The organism is Streptomyces sp. NBC_00247, assembly GCF_036188265.1.
Classification (GTDB): domain Bacteria; phylum Actinomycetota; class Actinomycetes; order Streptomycetales; family Streptomycetaceae; genus Streptomyces.
In genome coordinates, this window is record NZ_CP108093.1 from 2,792,554 (window position 1) to 2,817,659 (window position 25,106).

At 71.2% G+C, this 25,106-nt stretch carries 23 protein-coding genes; 11 read left to right on the forward strand and 12 right to left on the reverse strand.

What is annotated here, in order from left to right:
• Positions 1-2 precede the first annotated feature (2 nt).
• The 5 genes from ccsB to OHT52_RS11730 all read right to left on the reverse strand — a co-directional run bounded on the left by ccsB (position 3) and on the right by OHT52_RS11730 (position 5,634).
• Entirely contained in the window at positions 3-1,097 is a 1,095-nt protein-coding gene (gene ccsB, locus OHT52_RS11710; RefSeq protein ID WP_328720083.1) for a c-type cytochrome biogenesis protein CcsB, read from the reverse strand.
• Positions 1,094-2,878, reverse strand: coding sequence for a cytochrome c biogenesis protein ResB (gene resB / locus OHT52_RS11715; protein ID WP_328720084.1), 1,785 nt, complete (start codon positions 2,876-2,878; stop codon positions 1,094-1,096). The genes ccsB and resB overlap by 4 nt, the downstream gene beginning before the upstream one ends.
• A 6-nt stretch (positions 2,879-2,884) precedes the next feature.
• A complete protein-coding gene (locus OHT52_RS11720) occupies positions 2,885-3,646 on the reverse strand; it encodes a cytochrome c biogenesis CcdA family protein (RefSeq protein WP_328720085.1) in 762 nt (253 codons plus the stop codon).
• 4 nt (positions 3,647-3,650) lie between these two features.
• Positions 3,651-4,262 carry a TlpA family protein disulfide reductase gene (locus tag OHT52_RS11725; protein WP_328720086.1) on the reverse strand — a complete coding sequence of 204 codons (612 nt, stop codon included), beginning with the start codon at positions 4,260-4,262 and terminating at the stop codon, positions 3,651-3,653.
• Between the two features lie 67 nt (positions 4,263-4,329).
• Positions 4,330-5,634, reverse strand: a complete 1,305-nt coding sequence (locus tag OHT52_RS11730; protein ID WP_328720087.1) for a hypothetical protein — start codon at positions 5,632-5,634, stop codon at positions 4,330-4,332.
• A 234-nt stretch (positions 5,635-5,868) separates the two neighbouring features.
• Here OHT52_RS11730 and OHT52_RS11735 point away from each other — a divergent pair, with 234 nt between their 5' ends.
• From OHT52_RS11735 to OHT52_RS11745, 3 genes are all read left to right on the forward strand, one after another.
• A complete protein-coding gene (locus OHT52_RS11735; RefSeq protein ID WP_443046554.1) occupies positions 5,869-6,372 on the forward strand; it encodes a MarR family winged helix-turn-helix transcriptional regulator in 504 nt (167 codons plus the stop codon).
• A 233-nt stretch (positions 6,373-6,605) separates the two neighbouring features.
• Entirely contained in the window at positions 6,606-7,913 is a 1,308-nt protein-coding gene (locus OHT52_RS11740) for a PP2C family protein-serine/threonine phosphatase (protein ID WP_443046555.1), read from the forward strand.
• A 188-nt stretch (positions 7,914-8,101) separates the two neighbouring features.
• Positions 8,102-9,283 (forward strand): PP2C family protein-serine/threonine phosphatase, encoded by a 1,182-nt coding sequence (locus tag OHT52_RS11745; protein WP_328720089.1) that lies wholly within the window; start codon positions 8,102-8,104, stop codon positions 9,281-9,283.
• A gap of 85 nt (positions 9,284-9,368) precedes the next feature.
• Here OHT52_RS11745 and OHT52_RS11750 read toward each other — a convergent pair whose 3' ends face one another.
• Positions 9,369-10,061, reverse strand: a complete 693-nt coding sequence (locus OHT52_RS11750) for a histidine phosphatase family protein (protein ID WP_328720090.1) — start codon at positions 10,059-10,061, stop codon at positions 9,369-9,371.
• Positions 10,058-11,365: a glutamate-1-semialdehyde 2,1-aminomutase gene (gene hemL, locus OHT52_RS11755; protein ID WP_328720091.1), complete on the reverse strand. Its 1,308-nt coding sequence runs from the start codon at positions 11,363-11,365 to the stop codon at positions 10,058-10,060. The genes OHT52_RS11750 and hemL overlap by 4 nt, the downstream gene beginning before the upstream one ends.
• Before the next feature lie 285 nt (positions 11,366-11,650).
• Here hemL and OHT52_RS11760 point away from each other — a divergent pair, with 285 nt between their 5' ends.
• The 4 genes from OHT52_RS11760 (at position 11,651) to OHT52_RS11775 (ending at position 14,504) form a co-directional block, all read left to right on the forward strand.
• The gene (locus tag OHT52_RS11760) at positions 11,651-12,241 is read left to right on the forward strand and encodes a hypothetical protein (protein ID WP_328720092.1); all 591 of its coding nucleotides are present in this window, start codon (positions 11,651-11,653) and stop codon (positions 12,239-12,241) included.
• A gap of 304 nt (positions 12,242-12,545) precedes the next feature.
• A complete protein-coding gene (locus OHT52_RS11765; protein WP_328720093.1) occupies positions 12,546-12,824 on the forward strand; it encodes a hypothetical protein in 279 nt (92 codons plus the stop codon).
• Positions 12,825-12,896: 72 nt separating this feature from the next.
• Positions 12,897-13,619 carry a Mut7-C RNAse domain-containing protein gene (locus OHT52_RS11770; protein ID WP_328723704.1) on the forward strand — a complete coding sequence of 241 codons (723 nt, stop codon included), beginning with the start codon at positions 12,897-12,899 and terminating at the stop codon, positions 13,617-13,619.
• Between the two features lie 126 nt (positions 13,620-13,745).
• A complete protein-coding gene (locus OHT52_RS11775) occupies positions 13,746-14,504 on the forward strand; it encodes an SDR family NAD(P)-dependent oxidoreductase (RefSeq protein ID WP_328720094.1) in 759 nt (252 codons plus the stop codon).
• Between the two features lie 68 nt (positions 14,505-14,572).
• On the opposite strand, the gene OHT52_RS11780 is transcribed toward OHT52_RS11775, so the two are convergent.
• The gene (locus tag OHT52_RS11780; protein WP_328720095.1) at positions 14,573-15,766 is read right to left on the reverse strand and encodes an RtcB family protein; all 1,194 of its coding nucleotides are present in this window, start codon (positions 15,764-15,766) and stop codon (positions 14,573-14,575) included.
• Positions 15,767-15,983: 217 nt separating this feature from the next.
• On the opposite strand from OHT52_RS11780, the gene OHT52_RS11785 reads away from it, so the two are divergent.
• Complete coding sequence (locus OHT52_RS11785; RefSeq protein WP_328720096.1) at positions 15,984-16,808, forward strand: DUF3558 domain-containing protein; 825 nt, start codon at positions 15,984-15,986, stop codon at positions 16,806-16,808.
• Between the two features lie 184 nt (positions 16,809-16,992).
• Entirely contained in the window at positions 16,993-17,925 is a 933-nt protein-coding gene (locus tag OHT52_RS11790; protein ID WP_328720097.1) for a DUF3558 domain-containing protein, read from the forward strand.
• A gap of 21 nt (positions 17,926-17,946) precedes the next feature.
• On the opposite strand, the gene OHT52_RS11795 is transcribed toward OHT52_RS11790, so the two are convergent.
• Positions 17,947-18,480 (reverse strand): hypothetical protein, encoded by a 534-nt coding sequence (locus OHT52_RS11795; RefSeq protein WP_328720098.1) that lies wholly within the window; start codon positions 18,478-18,480, stop codon positions 17,947-17,949.
• A 314-nt stretch (positions 18,481-18,794) separates the two neighbouring features.
• Between OHT52_RS11795 and OHT52_RS11800 the strand changes: the two genes are divergently transcribed.
• Positions 18,795-20,324, forward strand: a complete 1,530-nt coding sequence (locus tag OHT52_RS11800) for a DUF2637 domain-containing protein (RefSeq protein ID WP_328720099.1) — start codon at positions 18,795-18,797, stop codon at positions 20,322-20,324.
• A 48-nt stretch (positions 20,325-20,372) separates the two neighbouring features.
• Here OHT52_RS11800 and OHT52_RS11805 read toward each other — a convergent pair whose 3' ends face one another.
• On the reverse strand, positions 20,373-20,603 hold the full coding sequence (locus OHT52_RS11805) for a hypothetical protein (RefSeq protein ID WP_328720100.1): 231 nt from the start codon (positions 20,601-20,603) through the stop codon (positions 20,373-20,375).
• A 239-nt stretch (positions 20,604-20,842) separates the two neighbouring features.
• A complete protein-coding gene (gene lysS / locus OHT52_RS11810; protein WP_328720101.1) occupies positions 20,843-22,597 on the reverse strand; it encodes a lysine--tRNA ligase in 1,755 nt (584 codons plus the stop codon).
• Between the two features lie 170 nt (positions 22,598-22,767).
• On the opposite strand from lysS, the gene argS reads away from it, so the two are divergent.
• Positions 22,768-24,552 carry an arginine--tRNA ligase gene (gene argS / locus OHT52_RS11815; protein WP_328720102.1) on the forward strand — a complete coding sequence of 595 codons (1,785 nt, stop codon included), beginning with the start codon at positions 22,768-22,770 and terminating at the stop codon, positions 24,550-24,552.
• Between the two features lie 92 nt (positions 24,553-24,644).
• On the opposite strand, the gene OHT52_RS11820 is transcribed toward argS, so the two are convergent.
• Positions 24,645-25,073, reverse strand: a complete 429-nt coding sequence (locus OHT52_RS11820) for a hypothetical protein (protein WP_328720103.1) — start codon at positions 25,071-25,073, stop codon at positions 24,645-24,647.
• Positions 25,074-25,106 lie beyond the last annotated feature (33 nt).

The window sequence follows — 25,106 nt, forward strand, 5'->3', positions numbered from 1 at the left end:
CGTCAGACCCCGGCGTAGGAGTGCTTGCCGGTGATGAAGATGTTGACGCCGTAGTAGTTGAACAGCCAGCAGCCGAAGGCGATGAGCGCCAGGTAGGCGGCCTTACGGCCCTTCCACCCGGCGGTCGCGCGGGCGTGCAGGTAGCAGGCGTACGCGACCCAGGTGATGAACGACCAGGTCTCCTTGGCGTCCCAGCCCCAGTAACGGCCCCACGCCTCGCCGGCCCAGATCGCGCCCGCGATGATCGTGAACGTCCAGAGCGGGAAGACGGCCGCGTTGGCGCGGTACGAGAACTTGTCCAGGGTGGCCGCCGACGGCAGCCGGTCCAGGACGGACTGCGCGAACCGGCCCGGCTCCACGCCGTCCTCGATCTTCCGCTCGTAGCTGTCGCGGAAGAGGTAGAGCAGCGTGGCGACCGCACCGAGGAAGAAGACCGCACCGCAGATGATGGCGGTGGAGACGTGGATCCACAGCCAGTACGAGTGGAGCGCGGGCACCAGCTGGTCGCTGTCCGTGTAGAGCACGGTGGTCGCGATGCCGAGGTCCAGCAGGACCACGGTGACCAGCAGCAGCCCCATCCAGCGGACGTTCTTCCGCAGCAGGAGCAGGATCAGGTAGGCCGCGACGGCGACCGTGGAGAAGGTGATCGAGAACTCGTACATGTTGCCCCAGGGGGCACGCTCCACGGAGAGCGCGCGGGCGACGACGCCACCCGCCTGTACGAGGAAGGCGAGCACGGTCATCGAGACCGCGATCCGGCCCCACAGGTCGCCTTGGAAGGTGCCGCCGGAAGCGCCGGGGCCGTCCGGAACGTCCCGGGTGCCGGCGGCGGACCGGGTGACCACCTTCGGGCGTTCCAGCACGGTGGTCGCGCCGCCCGCCTGCGTGACCTGGACCTTCGGCGCCGACGCGGCGGCGGCCCCGGCCCGGTTCGCGGCGTCCAGCGCGGCGGCCGTGCGGCCCACCTTGCTGCGGCTGCCGAACACCCATTCCGCGATGTGCGCGAGGAAGGCCAGGGTGTAGACGGCCATCGACGAATAGATCAGCACATTGCTGGTGTGCGCCAGATTCTCGTTGGCGGCGGCGGCGAGATTCACTTCTCAGCCCCTTCGGCAGTTTCTGCGGCAGGTACGTCGGGACCGGGGCCGGGTTCGGCCGCGGAGTCGGTCTCCGGCCCCGGGGCGGGGTCGGACTGCGGATCGGGTGCGGTCGGCGCCACGTCGTTCAGCGCCAACGCGAGGCCGAGCAGTTCCTCGGGCAGCTTCGCGGACTCGCTGCGGCCGAGTCCGGCCATCTCCACGACGGTCACCCCGTCGGCCCCGCGCACGGCCCGCACCCAGACGCGGCGGCGCTGGATGAAGAGCGAACCGGCGAGTCCGGCGATGGCGGCGATGGCCCCGCCGAGCGCCCAGCCGGCGGCGGGCCGCTCGGAGATCTGGAAGCTGGCCCACTCCTCGACGCCGTCGAAGGTGATGGAGCCGGCGCCGTCCGGAAGCTGCATGGTCTCGCCGGGCGCCAGGCGCTGCTTCAGGTTGGCGCCGGAGGCGTCCTTGAAGGGCTTCAGCTTGTCCGTGTCGAGCTGGTAGACGTTCTGCGGGAGGCCGGAGTCGACGCCGAGGCTGCCGTGCAGCGCGTTGAGCGCCAGCACCGGGTTCTCCGCGCCGGGGAACTGCGAGAGCATCGTCCCGCTGCCCGCGCCGGCGAAAGTCGGTACGAAGAACGCGTTGAAACCGAGCTGGTCCCGCTTGCCGTTCTTGTCCCTGTAGCCGTCCATGACCTTGATGGCACCGGACGAGGTGATGTTGGCGTCGCGCGGCAGCAGCGGCACGGCGGCCTTGAAGATCTGCTTGCCCTTGCCGTCCCGGACGGTGACGACCGGGGCGTAGCCGTGCGAGATCAGGAAGATCTTGGTGCCGTCGATCACCAAGGGCTCGTTGACCTTGATGACGCCCTTCTTCTCCTTGCCGTACGCGCCCTCGGCGTACGTCACCCGCGCCTCGAAGGTACGGGCCGTGCCCCGCTGGGGGCCGGTCTTCTCGTACGTGCCGACGAAGTCGTCGAGGGTGAAGCTGAACGGCGCGAGCGAGTCGGGGTCGTACAGCGAGCCGCTGTCGAAGTCGTCGTACTGCGTCATCGTGTTGGCGAAACCGTCGCCCTCGGTGACGAGCTTGCCGCCCTGGAAGTTGAAGAGCGCGCCGACCGCGAAGGCCACCAGCATCACGATGAGCGCGACGTGGAAGACCAGGTTGCCGGCCTCGCGGAGATAGCCTTTCTCCGCCGCGACCGCGTCGCCCTCCGCCTGGGTGCGGAACCGCCGCTTGCGCAGCAGGGTGAGCGCGGCCTCGCGGACCTGCTCCGGCTCGGCCTCCGTACGCCAGGTCGTGTACGCGGGCAGGCGGGTCAGGCGCTTCGGTGCGTGCGGCGGGCGGCTGCGCAGCTGGCCCACGAACTGGACGCTGCGCGGCAGGATGCAGCCGATGAGCGAGACGAAGAGCAGGATGTAGATCGCGGAGAACCACACCGAGCTGTAGACGTCGAAGAGCTGGAGCTTCTCGTAGATCGGCGTGACGGTGGTGTGCGTGTTCTTGAACGTCAGCACCTTCAGCTGGTCCACGCTGTTCTGCGGGATCAGCGAGCCGGGGATGGCGCCGAGCGACAGCAGGAAGAGCAGGATCAGCGCGATCCGCATCGAGGTGAGCTGGCGCCAGAACCAGCGGATCCAGCCGATGAAGCCCATGGCGGGCAGCCCGGCCTCGCGGTCGGCGCGTTCCTCCACCGGTGCGGTGGAGAGCTGCGCCCCGGCCTCACCGAGCTCCCGGGTGTCCTGCTCGTCGGCGCGCGCGGCGTCGCGTTCGTCAGTGGTGTTCAGCTTGCTCAATGGAACTCAGATCCCCACAGTGAAACCGTTGGACCAGCCCTGCACGTCCTGCATGAACGAGGCCCACAGCCCCGTCAGCAGCAGGATGCCGGTCGCGATCATCATGACGCCCCCGATGCGCATGACCCATGCGTAGTGGCGCTTGACCCAGCCGAACGCACCGAGCGCCTTGCGGAAGGCGACGGCGGCGAGGACGAACGGGACACCGAGTCCCAGACAGTACGCGACGGTCAGAAGTGCCCCGCGTTCGGCGGTGCCCTGGTCGAAGGCGAGCATGGACACCGCGCTCAGCGTCGGGCCGAGGCAGGGGGTCCACCCGATCCCGAAGAGGGCGCCCAGCAGCGGGGCGCCCAGCAGCCCGGTGACCGGCCTGCGGTGGATGCGGAACTCGCGCTGGGTCATCCACGGCATCAGCCCCATGAAGAAGACCCCCATGAGGATCATCAGCACGCCGAGGACCCGCTGGAGGGTCTCGCTGTGTTCCTGGAGGTTGCCGCCGAAGTAGCCGAAGAGCGCCCCGCCCGACACGAACACGGCGGTGAAGCCGAGCACGAAGAGGGAGGCACCGCCGACGACCCGGCCCCGCCGGGCGTTCGCCAGGTCGGTGCCGCTGATGCCGGTGACGTAGCTCAGGTAGCCGGGGACCAGCGGCAGGACGCAGGGCGAGAAGAACGAGACGAGACCGCCGAGGAGCGCGATCGGCACGGCGGCCAGCAGCGCACCGTTGACGACCGTCTCGTTGTACGTGGCGGCGGCGAGGGTGGTCACCGGCTCACTTCTCCGCGATCAGCGGGTCGATCATCTTGTGCAGCTGTTCCGCGTCGAGCGCCTGGAGGGTGCGGGCGGCGATGCGCCCCTCGCGGTCGATGACCACGGTCGACGGGATGGTCTGCGGGTTCAGGGTGCCCTTGGGGAAGCGGAGGATGAGCTTGCCGACCGGGTCGTAGAGGCTCGGGTACGTGATGTCCGCGTCGGCCTCGAAGTTCAGCGCGGCGTCCTTCTGGGTGTCGCGGGTGTTGATCCCGACGAACTGGACGCCCTGGCCGGCGGTCTCCTTGGAGACCGCGGCGAAGTGCTTCGCCTCCGCCCGGCAGGGTCCGCACCAGGAGCCCCAGACGTTGAGGACGACGACCTTGCCCTTGTAGGCGGCGACGTCGAGCTTCTCGCCCTCCAGCGTGGTGCCGGCGAGCTCCGGGGCGGCCCGGCGGTCCTTCGGGGCCACGGTCGAGATGCCGCCGCCGCCGGTGACGAAGTTGGTGTCACCGCCGCCGCCCGACTTGATGTCGTCCCCACCGCACGCGGACAGGGTCAGGGCACCGGCCACGACGGCGGTCGTGGCGGCGAGCAGGGTGAAGCGGCGTCGGGATGCGCGGCCATGGCTCATGTGAAAAGTTTCGCATGGCAGATCCGGGGATCTTGGGCACCCCCCTCGCTGCCCGTAAAGCCCCTTGTCAGGCCTGCTTAAAGAAAGCGTTCCAGCCACCCGCGGGCGCCTGACCGACCTCCAGCGTGCGGAGCTTCGCGAGGACTTCCGGGTCCTGGACGTCCAGCCAGTCCACGAACTGACGGAACGAGACGAGCCGCACGTCCGGCTGTCCGGCCACTTCCTTGATCACCTCTTCCACGGCGTCCATGTAAATTCCGCCGTTCCACTCCTCGAAGTGATTGCCGATGTAGAACGGCGCGCGGTTCGTCTCGTACGCCCGGCGGAAACCGGCGAGATAGGAACCGGTCGCCTGTTCGCGCCAGCCGGGATAGCGGGAGGGCATGCCCCGGGTCGAATTCTGCGACTGGTTGGCGAGGATGTTGTAGTCCATCGAGAGGACCTCGAAGGTGTGACCGGGGAACGGCATCCCCTGGAGCGGGAGATCCCATACGCCGAAACGTTTCTCCGGCCACATCTGCACCCCGCCCGGCGAACTCGCGTCGTAGCGCCAGCCGAGCCTGCTCGCGGTCGGCAGCAGGTTCTCCTGGCCGAGGAGGCAGGGGGTGCGTCCGCCGGTGAGTTCCTTCCGGTAGTCGAAAGGCAGCGGTTCGACCTCCTCCCACCCGCTGTTCGTCCGCCATTGCGTCACGAAGGAGACGGCCTGATTGATCTCGCTGTGCCACTGCGCGGGCGTCCAGTCGCCGACCGATCCGGAACCGGCGCAGAAATGCCCGTTGAAGTGGGTGCCGATCTCGTGCCCGTCGAGCCACGCCTCGCGCACGTACCGCAGGGTCAGCTTGACGTGCTCGTCGGTGAGGTAGCCGATGTCCGAGGCGCCGCGCGGATTGTTGGGCGGCAGGTAGAGCGATTTCTTCGACTCGGGCAGCAGGTAGATACCGGAGAGGAAGAAGGTCATCGCGGCGTCGTGTTCCCGGGCGAGTTCGAGAAAGCGCGGGAAAAGGCCGTTTCCGACCTCGCCCGCCCCGTCCCAGGAAAAGATCACGAACTGCGGAGGCGTCTGACCCGGTTCGAGCGGGACGGGCGCGTCGGGCTGCTTCGGCTGCTTTCCGGTGTCGGAGGTGGAACCGTCCCCGATCAGCCGTACGGCACTGTTCGCCGGGCCCTTTCCGTGCTCTCTCCGTCCGCCGGCGCCGCCCCCGTGGCCCGGGGTCGTACCGGCGGCGCTCCCGGGGCTCTTCTCCGGCCCGTGGTGCGCCCCGCTCCCGGAACCGAGTGAGCCGCAGCCCGCGATTCCCGCGGCGGCTGCGGCTCCCAGACCCGCTCCCAGCAGTCCCCTCCGGTTGATGTTGTTCGCATGTTCCTGGTTCACGTCCACGTCCCCATCGACGGTCGTTTTGTCTCACACTCATACAAACTGCCCATGGCTGAGATGGAGGGAGCGACGCGATGGTTCCTACGATTATCTGATTTTCACCACACGACCGGACCCTCACCGGTTCTCCACAAGGGCTCCGCTTTTACGGGACAGCCCTGACGGCTTTCGGCCGTCCGCCCGGGGACGCGCGGGCTGACAACGGCGCCGCAGGGGTGGCACAGTGGAGCGATGTTCCCGCGCCGGCCGTCGTCCCCCCAAGAAGAGGCCCGTACCGCGTCCGAGGTGACGAATCTGCTCGCGGTCCTCTGGGGAAGAGCTCAGGCCAACACCCCGACGGGCCCCACCTCCCCGTCCCAGTTGCGCGCGCTGATGGCGATCGAGCGCCGGGAGGGCGGCAACATGCGGGCCCTGGGCGAGGCACTGGGGTCGGCGCCGCCCGCGACGAGCCGACTCTGCGACCGGCTGGAAGCGGCGGGCCTCATCGAGCGCCGCCTGAGCCCGGCCAGCCGCCGGGAGATAGAACTCCACCTCAGCCGGCCCGGCCGTGCCCTGCTGGACGAGATCAGGGCCGGCCAGGTGCGGGAGGTGTCCCTGGTGCTCGCGGCGATGGAGCCGGAGGCGGCCGAAGCACTGCGCGAGGGGCTCGCGGCGTTCCGGGACGCAGCCGCCGAGGTCATCGACGGGGAGAGATACGAGCCCGACGAACCCGCCTGGCTGGCCAACCTCGCCTGAGACCGCCGGGACCGCCCGCCCCGGCCCGGCACACCCTCCCCGCCCGTCGCGAGAGCGCAGCGAACCCGCGACGAACCCGCAGACAATGCACCGATTCACCCCACACCGCCCCGACCAGGGATGTTTCCTTCCTGCAATTGTTGTCAGTGAACAACTATTACCTCTAGTCTCGTCGCGGTCGCATCGTGCGGCCCCATGGCCGGCCGGTCCATGGTGAGAGGAGGCACAGCGCCTTGGGCACCCCGCCCCCCACCGTCCTCGCACCCCGTGACGGCAGTTCCTCCGAGCCGTCGCGCACCGGCACCGCCTCGCCCCGTGCCGCAGCCCTCCCCGCCGGCCGCACCGGCGAGGCCCCGGGCTTCGACCTGTGGAGCGGCGACGGGCCCAGCGTCCTGCTGATCGAGGACGACGCCGGGGACGCCTTGCTGGTCGAGGAGATGGTCGCCGACAGCGGCGTCGCCATCGACCTGTCCTGGGCGCGGACCCTCGCGGAGGCGCTCGACGCCCTCGACCGGGACACCCCCCAGTGCGTCCTGCTCGACCTGCACCTGCCCGACTCCCAGGGACTCGGCGCACTGGAGACGATCCTCTCCCGCTCGCCGGACACGGCCGTCGTCGTCCTGACCGGGCTCGCCCAGGAGGACTCGGGGCTCGCCGCGGTCTCCGGCGGCGCCCAGGACTACCTGATCAAGGGCCGCCTCGACGCCGAGCTCTTCGTACGGGCCATCCGCTACGCGATACAGCGCAAGCGCGCCGAGCGTGCCGCCGCCGACCTCCGGGAGAGCCGGATGCTGGCCGCGGAGAACAGCCGGGTCGAACGCGGCCTGCTGCCCACCCCGCTGCTCCTCGACGACACCCCCCAGGTCTGCTCCCGCTACCGCCCCGGCCGCGCGCAGACCCTGCTCGGCGGAGACTTCTACGACGTCGTCCAGACACCCGACGGCACCACGCACGCGGTCGTCGGCGACGTCTCCGGCCACGGGCCCGACGAGGCCGCCCTCGGGGTGTGCCTGCGGGTCGCGTGGCGCTCCTTCATCCTCTCCGGAGCGCGCGGCCAACGGCTGCTGGACCTGCTCGAACAGATGCTGGTCGCCGAGCGGTCCGGTCCCGAGATCTTCGCCACCCTCACCACGCTCAGCCGGGCGGTCGGCACTCCGCACGTGGAGGTCATGCGCGCCGGGCACCCGGGGCTGCTGGTGCGTCCGCCGGACGGCCCGGTCCGCCTGGAGGAGGTGCCGGGCGGCCCCGTGCTGGGCCTGCTGCCCGGCCGCGCGCACTGGCCGGTGACCGTACTGGAGGCGCCCCGGGGGACGCGGCTCGCGCTCTTCACCGACGGGCTCATCGAGGGCCGCGTCGGCATGGGGCACGAACGCCTCGGCGAGGAGGGCCTCGTGAAGATCGCGCGGGAGTACGCCCACCACCTCCCGGCCGACGACTTCGTGGACGCGGTCGTCCAGCGGTGCGAGGACCTCGCCGCCGACAGCGGCGGACTCGCCGACGACGTGGCCGTACTCCACCTCGGCTGGACGGACACCGTGTGAGGGCGACGCCCGTGCCGACGCCGCTCCGCCCCGCCCGCACCCGCTGACGCCGACTCCGGCCGCCGCTTCCCGCTCCGCCGTCGGAGGGGCGCGGCGCGAAGGGCCCGGCACCGGCCCGTCGGGCACCCCCTGGTCCCGTTACCCTGCTCGCCCCCGAGCAGCATTCTGGTGAAGAAAGCCGACCAACTGTGAAGAACTACCTGGCCGTGGAACGCGCCCTGCGTACCGCCGCGCCGCACGCCCTGGTGGAGGCCGCGCGCGCCGCCCTGGCCGAGCACTACGGTGCCACGGGCGTCGAGCTGCTGATGGCCGACTACAGCCTGACGGTGCTCCAGCCGGTCGGCGCACCGGCACGCACGGAGGGCCCGGTGCCGGTGAACGGCAGCCCCGAGGGCCGCACCTTCGGCAGCCAGACGCCGTACGAGCGCTCCGCTCCGGGGCGGGACGACTCGGTCCTGCTGCACCTCCCGGTGACGGTCCGGGGCGACCGGCTCGGCGTCCTCGACGTGACGCTCCCCCGGGACCGGCGCACCAGCGAGACCGTCCAGGACCTCACCGAGATCGCCCGGCTCCTCGGCCACGAGATCATCGTCGCCGAACGCGACACCGACCTCTATCTGCGGGCCCGCCGGGTCAGCCGGCTGACCCTCGCCGCGGAGATGCAGTGGCAGCTGCTGCCCGCCCGGGCGTGTTCACGGCCCGAATACGCCATAGGCGCCCAGCTGGAGCCGGCGTACGCCATCCACGGCGACAACTTCGACTGGTCCACCACCGCCGACACGCTCACCCTCACCGTCACCAACGGCATGGGCGAGGGCATCGAGGCGTCGCTCCTCACCAACCTGGCCGTCAACGCCCTGCGCAACGCCCGCCGGGCCGGCATCGGCATAGCGGACCAGGCGGCCCTCGCGGACCAGGCGCTGTACGCCGAGTACCGGGGCGCGTCGTACGTCTCGACGCTGCTGCTCACCTTCGAACTGGCCACCGGCAACGTCCAGGTGGTGGACGCCGGTTCGCCGCGTCTGTGGCGCAGGCGCGGCAAGACCGTGGAGCGCGTCGAGCTGGAGGCGCAGCTCCCGCTCGGCATGTTCGACGAAACCGCCTACGCGGTCCAGGAGTTCCAGGTGCTCCCCGGGGACCGGCTGGTCTTCGTCAGCGACGGTGTCTACGCGACGGCGAACTCCTCCGGGGAGCCGTACGGCGAACGGGTGCTGGCCCGGGCCATCCAGGCGGCGAGCCTGCTGCACGCCCCGTCCGTGCCGACGGCGATCCTGCAGGCGCTGGCCGAGCACCGCGACGCGGAGCCGGAGGACGACGCGCTGGTCGTCTGCCTCGACTGGTTCGGCGCGAAGGGCGGCCCCGAGGGCTGAGCGGCCCCGCGCAGAACGGACGATCCCGGGGGCGGGCCGCTCCGGCCAGCCCCCGGGATCGTCCACGCCCTGCCGGGGCGCGTCCTCAGGCGCCGAACGCCTTCGACTTGCCCTTCACCGGCTTCGCCCCGGCGAGCAGGTGCGCGGGCACCAGGTCGCGGGCGGGCTCGGAGTAGCCCACCGAGACGATCTTGTCGCCCTGGTAGGTGAAGCTGGTCAGCGAGGCGAGGGTGCACTGCCGCTTGCGCGGGTCGTGCCAGAGCCGGCGGCGCTCTACGAAGCTGCGCACGATCCAGATCGGCAGCTGGTGGCTGACGCAGACCGCCTCGTGACCCCGGGCCGCGTCGCGCGCGGCGTCCAGCGCGCCCATCATCCGTACGACCTGCTCGACGTACGGCTCGCCCCAGGAGGGCTTGAACGGGTTGGTGAGGTGCTTCCAGTTGTCCGGCTTGCGCAGCGCGCCGTCGCCGACGCCGAAGGTCTTGCCCTCGAAGACGTTGGCGGCCTCGATCAGCCGCTCGTCCGTGGCGAGGTCCAGTCCGTGCGCCTTGGCGATCGGCGTGGCGGTCTCCTGGGCGCGCTCCAGCGGGGAGGCGACGACGTGCCGGACGTCGCGCTGCGCCAGGTGCTCGGCGACCCGGTCGGCCATCTTCCGGCCCAGCTCGGAGAGGTGGTACCCGGCCTTGCGGCCGTAGAGCACGCCCTCCGGGTTGTGCACCTCGCCGTGGCGCATCAGATGGACGACGGTGATGTCCTGGGCGGAACCGTTCTCGCTCATGCGGTGGCCTCCGAGGCGGCGCGGGCGGCGGCGGGCAGGGCGTCGGCGATGCGCTCGACGGCCCGCGAGTCGTGGGCGGTGGAGACGAACCAGGACTCGAACGCCGAGGGCGGCAGGTAGACGCCCTGGGAGAGCATCGAGTGGAAGAAGGCGGTGTAGCGGAACGCCTCCTGCTTCTTCGCGTCGGCGTAGTTCCGGACCGGCTCGTCGGTGAAGAACACGGAGAACATGTTGCTCGCCGTGGACACGTGGTGCGCGACGCCCTCCTTGCTGAGCGCGCCGCTGACCAGGCCCTGGAGCTCGGCGGAGACCGCGTCGACCTTCGCGTACGCGGCGTCGTCGAGCAGCCGCAGCTGCGCGAGGCCCGCGGCGGTGGCGATCGGGTTCCCGGAGAGGGTGCCCGCCTGGTAGACCGGACCCGCCGGGGCGAGGTACGCCATGACGTCGGCCCGGCCCCCGAAGGCCGCGGCCGGGAAGCCGCCGCCCATGACCTTGCCGAAGGTCATCAGGTCGGGGCGGACTCCGTCGACGCCGTACCAGCCGGCCTTCGAGGTGCGGAACCCGGTCATGACCTCGTCGGAGATGTACAGCGCGCCCTCGGCGGCGCACAGCTCCTTCAGCCCGGCGTTGAAGCCGTCCACCGGCCGGACGACGCCCATGTTGCCCGCGGCGGCCTCGGTGATCACACAGGCGATCTCGCCGGGGTGCGCGGCGAAGGCGGCGCGGACGGCCTCCAGGTCGTTGTAGGGCAGCACCAGGGTGTCCCCGGCCTGCGCGCCGGTGACCCCGGGAGTGTCGGGCAGCGCGAAGGTGGCGACGCCGGAGCCGGCGGCGGCCAGCAGCGCGTCGACGTGTCCGTGGTAGCAGCCGGCGAACTTCACGACCTTGGCGCGGCCGGTGAAACCGCGCGCCAGCCGGATCGCGGACATGGTCGCCTCGGTGCCGGACGAGACCAGGCGCACCTGCTCGACGGGCTCGACGCGGGCCACCATCTCCTCGGCCAGCGCGACCTCGCCCTCACCCGGCGTGCCGAAGGAGGTGCCCCGGCCGACCGCCGCCTGGACGGCACCGATGACCTCGGGGTGGGCGTGGCCGAGGATCATCGGCCCCCACGAGCAGACGAGGTCGACGTACTCGCGGCCGTCCGCGTCGGTGAGGTACGGACCGGTTCCGGACACCATGAACCGGGGCGTACCGCCTACGGCGTTGAAGGCGCGCACCGGCGAGTTCACGCCACCGGGCGTCACGACGGACGCGCGGTCGAAGAGCGACTGTGAAACTGGGGCTTCGTATGAATACGCCACTTTGGTCCTGATCTGCGATTCGGGGGGTCGGAGGGCTGGTGGGGACATCGCGGCCACCGGTGAGCCAAGGAGCGCGCACTCCTCGTATCACGAAAGGGCGTCAGCCCTCTCGCGTCTGCGAAACTGGGGCGTCATGGGGAAAGCTCACACATGCCATGGTGTCAGAGGCGCGCGCGGACTCGCGGGCAGGTGTTTCGCCGCACGCCTGGTGGGGAGGTCACTGACACGATGATCGGGTTGCGCGGTGGGGCTGTGTCTCCTAAGAAGTAGTCGGGTGGATGAAATATGCATCGCGGTGGCGGAGTGGGCGAAGGCACCGACGGCCTGGGGCCCGAGCCTGCGCGGCGGGGGCGGCACCGGCGCGATGCTGAACGCGCACAGGGCGGCAGACCGGTCCCGGAGACCGGCGGGGGTCCCGGGATCAGGAGCGGTGGCGGGGTGGGGGTGACCTACAAGTATTTCGGTGCCCCGGACGGGGCGACCGCCGCACGCGTACCCATCTCGATGCGCCCGGAGGAGCTCGGCGGCGACGAGCTGGGCATGGGGGGCATGTTCACCAAGATCAAGCCGGAGACGGTGGCCGCCATGGTCCTCACCGGGATACAGGGAATCCCGCTGCACCAGGTCCCGCCGCTGGAGCTCGTCGTCCTCCACCCCGACTACGCGGTGGTGAAGCTGCCGATGACCGTGGTCGACCCCCTGCGTGACGTGGGCGAGGAGACGGTGGGCGCGGCGGCCTTCATATGGTCGACCGTCCCCGACCGCGGCGGCCCGCGCGACGCCTTCAACGTCTACCGCCTCCTCCACGAGTGGCAGGACTTCTCCGTCCGCCTGCACGACGCGGGCCACCAGGCGTACTGCCTGGTGTGGCCCTGACGCTCAAGACGTAAGAGACATTCGAGACATCCGCGACGCACCGGTCGTACGGAACTCGCCGGACGCGCGGGGCGCGTCGGGCGTAGGACGCGCACGCACGGTGCGGGACCTGCGGCAACACCCCTGCGGGGCGCTTCCAGGGGCGCCGGCCTTCCGGGGTAAGCGCCCGGGTGCACCGGAGCGCATCCCTGCGGCACGCGCATCGATCAGTAGTCATCCGGCCATTCATTGGCCGAAGAACGATCTCCAGTCGGGCCCCGCGACCTGCCGACACAAGAGGACATCCGCTGAAGGAGGTCCCGCCGTGGGCGATGTACTGCCGGCCCTGTCCGTCCCCGCCCTGGTCCTCGCCGGTGGCGCGTACGCCGTGGGCGCGAGCTGGTGGCGCCGACGCCACCCCGCCCTGCCCTCCCCGTACACCCGCCAGGCGCTCCGCCTCGCCGAGGAACACACGCTCGTCACGGCCGAGGAGATCCTCGCCGACGCGTACGCCGCGTTCGGCCCGCTCTACACGGCCCCCGGCTCCCCGGCCCCGGCGCCCGCCCCGCCCGTAATCGCCTCGCCGCCCGCACCGCCCCGGTGACATCCTGGGCGCGTGACCGAACATCCCGCGCCCGAGCCCGCCGCGACCGAGCCCCCCGCGTCCAAGCAGCGGATCACCGTCGAAGTGACCTCCGAACTGCGGCTGTTCGTCGCGCACGAACGGCGTCAGGGGGTGACCGCGCTGGCGACGGACGGGGTGTCGACCCTCGGGCACGTCGTGGAGTCGCTCGGCGTGCCGCTCACCGAAGTGGGGGCGCTGGTGGTGGACGGAGCGGTGGTGCCGGTGTCACACGTCCCGCGTACCGGGGAGCACGTGGCCGTACGCGCGGTGGAGCGTCCGCAGCGGGTGACGGGGGCGCCGTTGCGGTTCCTGCTGGACGTGCATCTGGGCACGCTGGCCCGCCGGTTGCGGCTGCTCGGGGTCGACGCGGCGTACGAGAGCGAGGACATCGGGGACCCCGCGCTGGCGGCTCTCTCCGCGCGCGAGCGGCGGGTGATGCTCTCGCGGGACCGCGGGCTGCTGCGGAGGCGGGAGCTCTGGGCGGGGGCGTACGTCTACAGCGACCGGCCCGAGGAGCAGCTCCGGGACGTGCTGGGGCGCTTCGCGCCGGTGCTGGCGCCGTGGTCGCGGTGCACCGCGTGCAACGGGCCGCTGCGGGAGGCGGACAAGGAGGCGGTGGCCGACCGGCTGGAGCACGGTACGCAGGCGGCGTACGACGTGTTCGCGCAGTGCACGGTGTGCGAGCGGGTCTACTGGCGGGGCGCGCACCACGGCCGTCTGGAGACGGTGGTCGCGGACGCGATGCGCGAGTTCGGCCCGCCGGGCACCGCCTGAGGGGCCCGAGCGGCAGGCGTCCGAGGCCCCGCGGCGGCGGCCCAGGCCGGGCGCACCGCCGGAGGGGGCGGGTGCGCGTCTGCCTATCCTGGCCCCGTACCGGTCACCTGTCCGAGGGAGTTCGTCATGGCCGCCACCCCCATCGCCGTCATCACCGGCGCGAGCAGCGGCATCGGTGCCGCGACCGCCCGCCGGCTCGCCTCCGAGGGTTACCGCGTGGTGCTCACCGCCCGGCGCAAGGACCGCGTCGAGGCGCTGGCCGAGGAGATCACCGCGGCCGGCCACCAGGCCACCGCGTACGCCCTGGACGTGACGGACCGCGCGGCGGTGGACGAGTTCTCCACCGCCTTCAAGGCGCTCGCCGTGCTGGTGAACAACGCGGGCGGCGCGCTCGGCGCGGACCCGGTCGCCACCGGGGACCCGGCGGACTGGCGCCAGATGTTCGAGACGAACGTCCTGGGCACCCTGAACATCACCCAGGCTCTGCTCCCCGCCCTCACGGCGAGCGGCGACGGCACGATCGTGGTGCTGACCTCGACGGCGGGCCACGGGACGTACGAGGGCGGTGCGGGCTACGTCGCGGCCAAGCACGGCGAGCACGTGCTCGCCGAGACGCTGCGGCTGGAGATCGTGGGGACGCCGGTGCGGGTGATCGAGATCGCGCCCGGCATGGTGAAGACCGACGAGTTCGCCACCAACCGCTTCCGGGGCGACACGGAGAAGGCCGCCAAGGTGTACGCGGGCGTCGACGCGCCGCTCACCGCCGAGGACGTGGCCGACACCGTCGGCTGGGCCGTGACGCGCCCCAGCCACGTCAACATCGACCTGCTCGTCGTGCGCCCGCGCGCCCAGGCGTCCAACACCAAGGTGCACCGCACGCTCTGAGCGGGCCCACCCACCCGCGGGCCCGGCCCGTTTGAACCGGACCGGGCCCGCGGGTGGGTACCGCCTTCTCAGCCCTTGACGCAGACCAGCTGCTTCAGCTTGGCGACGACCTCCACCAGATCGCGCTGCTGGTCGATGACCTTCTCGATCGGCTTGTACGCGCCCGGGATCTCGTCCACCACACCCGAGTCCTTGCGGCACTCGACGCCCCGCGTCTGCTCCTCCAGGTCCTTGGTGGTGAAGCGGCGCTTCGCGGCCATCCGGCTCATCCGGCGGCCCGCGCCGTGCGAGGCGGAGTTGAAGGACTTCTCGTTGCCGAGGCCCTTCACGATGTACGAGCCGGTGCCCATGGACCCGGGGATGATCCCGAACTCGCCGGAGCCCGCCCGGATCGCTCCCTTCCGGGTGACCAGCAGGTCCATGCCGTCGTACCGCTCCTCGGACACGTAGTTGTGGTGGCAGGAGATGACCGGGTCGAAGGTGACCTTCGCCTTGCGGAACTCCTTGCGGACCACGTCCTGGAAGAGGCCCATCATGACGGCGCGGTTGAACTTGGCGTACTCCTGCGCCCAGAACAGGTCGTTGCGGTAGGCCGCCATCTGCGGGGTGTCGGCGACGAAGACCGCGAGGTCGCGGTCGATCAGGCCCTGGTTGTGCGGGAGGCTCCGGGCGATGCCGATGTGGTGGTCGGCCAGCTCGTTGCCGATGTTGCGCGAGCCGGAGTGCAGCATCAGCCAGACCGAGTCAGCCTCGTCGAGGCAGAACTCGATGAAGTGGTTGCCGCCGCCGAGGGTGCCCATCTGCCGCACCGCCCGCTGCTGGCGGAACTTGACCTCGTCGGCGATCCCGCCGAACCGGGTCCAGAAGTCGTCCCAGCCCGCGGCTCCCACTCCGGGCAGTGAGGCCGGGTCCACCAGCTCCTCGTGCATGCCGCGCCCGACCGGGATGGCCTCCTCGATGCGGGAGCGCAGCCGGGAGAGGTCGCCGGGGAGGTCGTTGGCGGTCAGTGAGGTCTTCACGGCGGACATCCCGCAGCCGATGTCCACGCCGACGGCGGCGGGGCAGACCGCGCCGTGCATGGCGATCACCGAGCCGACCGTCGCCCCCTTCCCGAAGTGGACGTCGGGCATCACGGCGAGTCCCTTGATCCACGGCAGGGTCGCGACGTTCCGCAGCTGCTGCATCGCGACGTCCTCGACCGACGCGGGGTCGGTCCACATCCGGATCGGTACCTGCTCGCCCGGCATCTCCACGTACGACATGAATCCTCGTTTTCCCCCGACAGGACCTGACAGGAAAGACAGTAGAAGTGGCCCGAAAGGCCCCAAAAGACGTAAAGCGCAAAACCGGTGCCAAGGTCGGCAAACATCTCGGCCGACCGGCATTCACAGCCGCACGTGCGATACACATTGTGTCCATCGGCCGCCGTCGCGCGGCAACTCGTTTTCGTATCGAAGGGGGCCTGGGACCTTGCGACCCATGGCGTACGTTCCGGGCATCGCGCTTCTCGCGGTGCTCGTCGCCGGCTGCACCGGAGGCTCGGGCACCGAGGACGCCACCACCGACGCGAAGCCCGGCAGCCCCACCGTCTCGGTCGCACCCCCCGGCAAGTACCAGACGCTGCCGGAAGCCTGCCGGTCCGTGAGCACCGGCACGCTCAAGCAGCTCCTGCCGGGCCTGGCCGACCTCCCGGAGGAGCAGCGGGAGGCGGCGTACGAAGGCCGGGCGTCGGTCACGTACGACACCGACCGCAAGGCGGGCTGCACCTGGCAGGCGCGCACCGCGGACTCCACCCGGACCCTGGTGGTCGACTTCGAGCGGGTCGTCTCCTACGACCCCACGGTCAGCGACGAGGACAGCGCCTCCACGGTGTACGGGAAGAAGGCGGAGGCGGCCGGCCTGCCCGCCTCCTCCCCCTCGCCGGACGGCTCAGCGGACCCCTCCGCGACCGCGTCCCCGTCCAGCGGGGACGGCGTGTCACCGCAGGGCTCGACCTCGCCGACCACCCCCGCGTCGCTGGACCCGACCGGGAGCGACACCGGCGGGGACGAGGCCGCCGAGGACCTCGCGCCCCGGACGCTGAACAACATCGGAAATGCCGCTTTCTTGGACGATTCCCTCGAAAGCGCAGGTTCCGCAGCACAGCGCCGTACCGTCAGCGTGGTCTTCCGCACATCGAACGTGGTCGTCAGCGTCCGGTACGCCGAGCAGGCGACCGCCGCCGCCGAGGTGCCCGAGAGTGCGGAACTCCAGGAGAAGGCCCAGGCACTGGCCCGCGGGCTGGACGAGACCATCAGCGAGTAGGCCGCTTCCGCGGGCTGCCTGCGGGCCCCGCGCGGGACCGCGGCGGCCGGCCGCCGCGGCCACACGGATTCCGCGTCCGTCGTACGGTGGCTCTCCGGAACACGCACCCGCACCGCCCGCCCGGCCTCGGGAACGACCGCGATCGTCGCCCCGTGCCGTCCCGTCCCGTCCGAGTGAAGGAACCATGCACCGATCAGCCCCGCGACTGTCCCGCATACTCCTCTGCGCCGCCGTGCCGGTGATGCTCGTCGCCGCCGGCTGCTCGTCGGACTCCGACGACGCGAAGGAGAAGAGCACCGGAACCACCGCCTCCGGATCGTCGAGCGCCGCCGCCTCCGCGAGCCCCACCGTGGAACCGGCGAAGTTCGCCGGGCTGCCCGATCCCTGCAAGGCGGTCTCCGCCAAGACGGTCAAGAAGCTCGTCCCGTCCGCCAAGAAGGCCTCGGGCACCGCGGGCAAGTCCACCGACGGCGACGCCCGGGGCAGCTGCTCCTGGAACGGCCTGGACGACAAGGGCGTCAAGGGGTCCGTGTACCACTGGCTGGACATCGGCCTCGTCCGGTACGACTCCGACGCGTCGATCGGCAGCGGCGCCGACCGGGCGACCACCGACTACACCAAGTCGGTCGCCAAGGCACAGGCGGCCGAGGGCGCGAAGAACATCAACAGCGCGCCCGTCTCCGGCATCGGCGACCAGGCCACCTCGGTCACGTACACCCTGAACAAGACGAGCGAGGACTTCACCTACGCGGCGATCGTCGTGCGTACGGCCAACGTCGTCGTCTCGGTGAACTACAACGGCACCGGCTACGCGGGCGCCAAGGCCCCCTCCGCCGCGGACATCCTGGCCGGCGCGCAGACCGCGGCGAAGGAGGTCGTGGCGGCCGTCGGCGGTACGGGCGGTACGGGCACCACCACGACCGATTCGTCGAGCCCGAGCGCCACCACCAGCTCCAGTCCGAAGACGAGCAGCAGCAAGAGCAGCGGCGACGAGAGCGACAGCCCGAAGACGAGCAGCAGCAAGAGCGCCGCCCCGGACTCCGGTTCCGACTCGGACTCGGACACGGACTCGGGCGCCACCGCGAAGGCGACGCCCAAGGCGACGACGAAGTCCTGACGCCCGGACGGCGTCCGCCGATCAGGACGTCCGATCAGCCTCACTCCGGGGTCCGGCCGCTTTCTCAGGGCCGGGCCCCGCAGGTGTCTCCGGGGCCTCGGCGAGCATCTCGCGCATCGGCGCGTCCCACCTCACCACGTCCGGCGTCGTCCGCTCCGTCAGGGCGGCGACCAGGCGTCGGCGGTCGGCCAGGGAGACGGCCACCATGGTGATGGAGGTGCGGGTCCCGTCCAGCCCCTCGAACCTCAACGCCTCCACGCCACGCTTCTTGCCCGGCGGACGCCCGCCGGACACCGAACGCAGTTGTCCGAGGTCGAAGGAGACGGTCCGCAGGGGCAGCCGCACGGTGACGGTGCCGGGAGTGACGGTGACGGCGCATGCGAAGCGGACGGCCACGAGTGCGGCCAGGAAGAGCGCCGCCATGACGCCGAAAACCCACCATTCGAACGCCCCGCCGTCCGCGAACGCCCTGAGGGCGGCAGCCGCGAGAAGGAAGGCGGCGGGCATCACCGTGAGGCGGATACCGGGGCGTACGGAGACCACGTCCGGGGTCATGGGGCATCACCAGGTCTGCTCGTAGGGGCCGAAGCCGGCCGAGAGGGGCTCCTGAAGCCCCTGTCGCGAGCACAGCGTAGGACCGCGAACAGCCGTTCTCCCCAGGCCGCACCCAAGTCGTGACCGAAAATCGCCCCTGGGCCAACGTCCCAGTCCAGAGCCCTCTTTGCGGAATCGAGGACTCCCCTCGGACCCCCCTGCGGGCAGCCCTCCCGGCCTCCCCGCGCATCACGACTCGTACGCATGTGCCAGGCTGGCCCCCACCGGATGTCGAGAAGCCGGGCGGAGAACAGAGGTCGGGGAGGGGATCGCGGGTGGCCGCGATGCAGCTCACACGCACGCACCGGGTACTCATCGGGCTCGTCGTCGCCGGAGCGGCGGTCATCGCCGCGATCGGTTTCGCGGGCTCCTACGCAGCCGTGCGCGAACTCGCCCTGGAGAAGGGCTTCGGAAACTTCTCCCTGGTCTTCCCGATCGGCATCGACGCGGGCATCTGCGTGCTGCTGGCGCTGGACCTGCTGCTGACGTGGATGCGCATCCCGTTCCCGCTGCTGCGCCAGACGGCGTGGCTGCTGACGGCCGCGACCATCGCGTTCAACGGCGCCGCCGCCTGGCCCGACCCGCTCGGCACCGGCATGCACGCGGTGATCCCGATCCTCTTCGTCGTCGCCGTCGAGGCCGCCCGCCACGCGGTGGGCCGGATCGCCGACATCACCGCCGACAAGCACATGGAGGGCGTGCGCCTCACGCGCTGGCTGCTCTCCCCCGTGCCCACGTTCAAGCTGTGGCGGCGCATGAAGCTCTGGGAGCTGCGCAGTTACGAACAGGTCATCAAGCTCGAACAGGACCGGCTGATCTACCAGGCCCGGCTTCAGGCCCGTTTCGGCCGGACCTGGCGGCGCAAGGCCCCGATCGAGGCCCTGATGCCGCTGCGGCTCGCCAAGTACGGCGTACCGCTCGCCGAGACCGCCCCGGCCGGACTGGCGGCGGCCGGGATCGAACCCGTGCTGCTGCCGCCCGCGCCGAAGCCCGAACTGACCCCGCACGACGGCACGGAGCACGCCCAGGACCTCGACCGGCGGCAGGCCGCGGCGCCCCACCCCCAGCAGCGGAACCTCCCGCCGCGCGCGGTCCTGCCCGGGCAGCGGGACGACCGCGCACGGGGCGGCTACGCCCGGGACGGGTACGCCCAGGACGACGTCCCGCCGGACGCCTACCCGCAGGACCCGTACCCGCAGGGGCCGTATCCGCAGGACACCCAGCAGCAGGAGCGCGGCGACTGGGCGCCGGTGGACCCCGACCCGGACGCGCAGGGCAGCCCGTGGTTCGCGGGACAGCCGTCCGACCAGGAGTACCAGGGCGGCTACGACCCCTTCTACGAGGAGTTCGAGCGCACGCCCGCCCACGTGCCCTCGGGCGCGGGCGGCCGGACCCGCCCGCTCGGCAACGTGGGCACCATCGGCGCCGTCCCGCACGCGCGCGAGGCCCAGCAGCCGTCGGACGCCGACGAGGACGCGCGGGAGGCCGTCCAGGAGGCCGAGGAGACCGTGCGGGAGGCCGAGCGGGCCTCCCGGGCCACCGCCGAGGCCGAGAACACCGGTGGCGCGGGGATCGCCGCCACCGCGGACAGCGCCGAGGACACCGAGTACGCCGAGATCGCGTACCAGGTCTTCCGGACGTTCGTCGCGACGAACAGCGGCTACCCCAGCATCGACGTCCTCGCCATCCACCTCGCCGACGGCCAGAACGTCCACCACCCGCGCAGCGCGGCCCTGTTGCGCCGTCTGATGCCGGAGTTCAAGCAGCGCTACGACGCGGAGCTCGCGGCCGACCACATCGCCTGAGCCGACAGGCCTGTCGCATCCCTCCCGCGGCTCGAAGCCTGCCGGCCGTCACACCCGGTGCCGGGGGAACCTGCTGACCGGTCCGCTGCGGGCGAGGAGCAGCAGCCCCAGGAGCACGAGGCAAGCCGGAGGAAGCAGCGCGGCGCCGCCCACGTCGACGATGTCCAGCAGCGCGCTGAAGAACAGGCCGGCACCTGCTGTCAGCACCGCCCAGCCGCCCACCCGGGGACGGCGGAAACCGGCCGTCTTCCGGCCGGTCAGGTAAGGGATCGCCGCCACCGACAGCCCCGCTCCGACGATCAGCGGGAACCAGCCCTGCCCCGTGCGAACCCCGTCTCCCCGGCGTCTTCGAGGCCGTTTCCCGAGCGTCGCACCGTGCGCGCGGTCCGCTCTCCGCCGTATCGAACGCCTGTGGGGATCACCGCGTCAACGGGAAGAGCGCCCGCAGCCCCGTGGGGAAAAGGGGCCGCAGCCCGGATCACTCCGGGCGGCGGCCCCTTCCGTCGTACTGCGGGCGATTACGCCCCCAGCAGCACCCGCACCCGGTCCGCGCCGACGGCGAGGAGCAGGGTGGGCAGGCGCGGGCCGGTGTCCCGGCTCACGAGCAGGCGGTAGAGCAGGGCGAAGAACGACCGCTGGGCCACCTTGAGTTCGGGCGTCGGCTTGGCGTCCGGCTCAAGGCCGGCCAGCACCTTCGGCACGCCGTAGACGAGCGTGGTGAGCCCGTCCAGCGACCAGTGGCCGTCCAGGCCCTCCAGCAGCAGGCGCAGCGACTCGCGCCCCTGCTCGTCCAGCGAACCGAGGAGCTCGGCGTCGGGCTCGGCGCGGACGATGGTGCGGGCCTCGGCCGGGACCTGGGTGGTGATCCAGTTCTCGGCGCGGTCGAGGCGGGGGCGCACCGCGTCGAGCGAGGTGAGCGGGTTCTGGGGGTCGAGCTCGCTGAGGATGCGCAGGGTCTGGTCGTCGGCGCCGGCGGTGATGTCGGCGACGGAGGCCAGCGTGCGGTACGGCAGCGGGCGCGGGGTGCTCGGCAGCTCACCGGCGGCCGTGCGGACGGCGCGCCCGTGGGCGGCGAGGTCGGCCGGCAGCGCGGTGCCCTCGGCGACCTTGCGCTCCAGAGAGTCCCACTCGTCGTAGAGCCGGTTGATCTCCTGGTCGAAGGCGATCTTGAAGGACTGGTTGGGCCTGCGGCGGGCGTACAGCCAGCGCAGCAGCGGCGCCTCCATGATCTTCAGGGCGTCGGCCGGGGTCGGCACCCCGCCCTTGGAGGAGGACATCTTCGCCATGCCGGAGATCCCGACGAACGCGTACATCGGGCCGATCGGCTGGACGCCGTCGAAGATCTCGCGGACGATCTGGCCGCCGACGACGAACGACGAGCCCGGCGAGGAGTGGTCCACGCCGCTGGGCTCGAAGATCACGCCCTCGTACGCCCAGCGCATCGGCCAGTCGACCTTCCAGACCAGCTTGCCGCGGTTGAACTCGTTGAGCCGCACGGTCTCGGCGAAGCCGCACTCCGAGCAGGTGTAGTTCAGCTCGGTGGAGTCGTCGTCGTAGGAGGTGACGACGGTGAGGTCCTTGCCGCAGTTGCCGCAGTACGGCTTGTACGGGAAGTACCCGGCGGAGCTGCCGCCGCCGTCGTCCTCGGCGGCGGCGCCGGAGCCCTCGGCGGCCTCCAGCTCGGCCTCGTCGACCTTCTTCTGCTGCTGCTTGCCCTTGCCCGCGGCGGCCGGGTCCTTCTTCGTCCGGTACCGGTCGAGGACGGCGTCGATGTCCGCGCGGTGCCTCATCGCGTGCAGGATCTGCTCGCGGTAGACACCGGCGGTGTACTGCTCGGTCTGGCTGATCGGGTCGTACTCGACGCCCAGCTCGGCCAGTGCCTCGGTCATGGCGGCCTTGAAGTGCTCGGCCCAGTTCGGGTACGCGGACCCGGCCGGGGCGGGCACCGAGGTCAGCGGCTTGCCGATGTGCTCGGCCCAGGACGCGTCGATGCCGGGGACGCCGTTCGGGACCTTGCGGTACCGGTCGTAGTCGTCCCACGAGATCAGGTGGCGGACCTCGTACCCGCGGCGGCGGATCTCGTCGGCGACCAGGTGCGGGGTCATGACCTCGCGGAGGTTGCCGAGGTGGATCGGGCCGGACGGGGACAGGCCGGACGCGACGACGACCGGTTTGCCAGGCGCGCGACGCTCCGATTCGGCGATGACATCGTCCGCGAAGCGGGAGACCCAGTCGGTCTCGGTGCTTGTCTGACTCTCGGCCACGGTCGGCACGCCCTTCTCTCGTACAGGAATCTTTCGGGGGCCCTGTCATTCTCCCAGGTGCGGGGCGGAGCGCGAAAATGGCTTTGCGAGGGCGACTCAAATGGCTTTGCGAACGTGCCCACGGCCCGTGGGATACTTGGGGGAAACCCATTACCCCCTACGGAAACGGCAGCCGGCACATGGCCTCGGTCCCTTCCCTCGCTTCCACGCTCCAGCAGCAGCTGGCGGACGCCCTGACGGCAGCACTGCCCGACGCCGGCGCCGCCGACCCGCTGCTGCGACGAAGCGACCGGGCCGACTTCCAGGCCAACGGCATCCTCGCGCTGGCCAAGAAGCTCAAGGGCAACCCCCGCGAGCTGGCGTCGCAGGTCACGGCAGCCATCCCGGCGGGTGAGCTGATCAAGGAGATCGAGGTCTCCGGCCCCGGCTTCCTGAACGTCACCCTCACCGACCGGGCGATCCTCACGACGCTGGCCGCGCGGGCCGCCGACGCCGAGGGCCGCCTCGGCGTGCCGACCGCCGCGGACGCGGGCACCACGGTCATCGACTACGCCCAGCCGAACGTCGCCAAGGAGATGCACGTCGGCCACCTGCGGTCGGCGGTCATCGGCGACGCGATGGTGCGCATCCTGGAGTTCACCGGCGAGTCCGTGGTCCGGCGCCATCACATCGGCGACTGGGGCACCCAGTTCGGCATGCTCATCCAGTACCTCGTCGAGCACCCGGACCAGCTGGGCCACGACACCGCCGGCAGCGACGCGGAGTCCGCGGGCGAGGCCGCGATGTCCTCGCTGAACCGGCTCTACAAGGCGTCCCGCGTGCTCTTCGACTCCGACGAGGAGTTCAAGGCCCGCGCCCGGGACCGGGTGGTCGCCCTCCAGGCCGGGGACCCGGAGACGCTCGCCATGTGGCAGCGGTTCGTGGACGAGTCGAAGGTCTACTTCTACTCCGTTTTCGACAAGCTCGACATGGAGATCTCCGACCCGGACATCGTCGGCGAGTCGGGCTACAACGACATGCTTGAGGAGACCTGCCGCATCCTGGAGGAGACCGGCGTCGCCGTGCGCTCCGAGGGTGCGCTCTGCGTCTTCTTCGAGGACGTGAAGGGCCCGGACGGCAACCAGGTCCCGCTGATCGTCAAGAAGACCAACGGCGGTTACGGCTACGCGGCGACCGACCTCTCCGCGATCCGGGACCGGGTGCAGAACCTCAAGGCGAACACCCTCCTCTACGTGGTGGACGCCCGGCAGTCGCTGCACTTCAAGATGGTCTTCGAGACCGCCCGCCGGGCCGGCTGGCTCGGCGAGGACGTCACGGCGCACCAGCTGGCCTTCGGCACGGTCCTCGGCAAGGACGGCAAGCCGTTCAAGACCCGTGAGGGCGTCACGGTCCGACTGGAGGACCTCCTGGACGAGGCGGTCTCCCGGGCGACGGCGGTGGTGCGGGAGAAGGCCGAGAAGGTGGGCCTGACCGAGGAGGAGATCGTCGAGAACGGCCGGTTCGTCGGCGTCGGCGCGGTGAAGTACGCCGACCTGTCCACGTCCGCCGTGCGCGACTACAAGTTCGACCTGGACCAGATGGTCTCGCTCAACGGCGACACCTCGGTCTACCTCCAGTACGCCTACGCCCGTATCCGCTCGATCCTCCGCAAGGCCGGGGACGCGAAGCCCGTCGCCCACCCGGAGCTTGAGCTGGCCCCGGCGGAGCGCGCGCTCGGCCTGCACCTGGACCGGTTCGGCGAGACGCTGGCCGAGGTCGCTGCGGGGTACGAGCCCCACAAGCTGGCCGCGTACCTCTACCAGCTGGCGTCGCACCTGACCACGTTCTACGACCAGTGCCAGGTCCTCAGCGACGACAACGCCCCCGAGGTCGTCGAGAACAGGCTCTTCCTCGTGGAGCTGACCGCCCGCACCCTCCACACGGGCATGGAGCTGCTGGGCATCCGGACGCCCGAGCGCCTCTGACGGTCACCGGCGCCTGACGGCACCTGACGTACGAAGGCCCGGCGGATCACCCGATCCGCCGGGCCTTCGGCATGGGTGCGGGACGGACACCTCTACTGCGGCCGGCCCAGCGCCCATCCCGACACGTCGGAGAGCCGGCCGCGCCAGAGGGGCAGCAGCACCGGGCTCACCCCGCCGACGCTGAGGGTGACGTCCCGCAGGTGGATCCAGCGCGGCAGCCCCGGATCCTCCTCGGCCCCGAACTCGCTGAGTCCCTGGTCGACGGATTCGGGGAACTCGGCGAGGAGGTTCGCCCCCTCGCCCTCCACCTGGCGCAGGCTCCGGGCCCACTCGGCCTTCCACTCCTCGTGGCCGATGACGTCTCCGTGCAGGACGCCTCCGGCGATGGTGAGGGTCAGCGGCAGGCTGGAGCGGAGTTCGCGGTCGAGCAGTTGGATCAGCAGCTGGAGCTGGAGATCGGGCAGGGGTTCGGTGATCACCGCCGCCGTCGTTTCCCGTGAAGTGTCGGCGAACGCGCTCATGGGCCACTCCCTTCAGGTGACGTACGTCCCGGG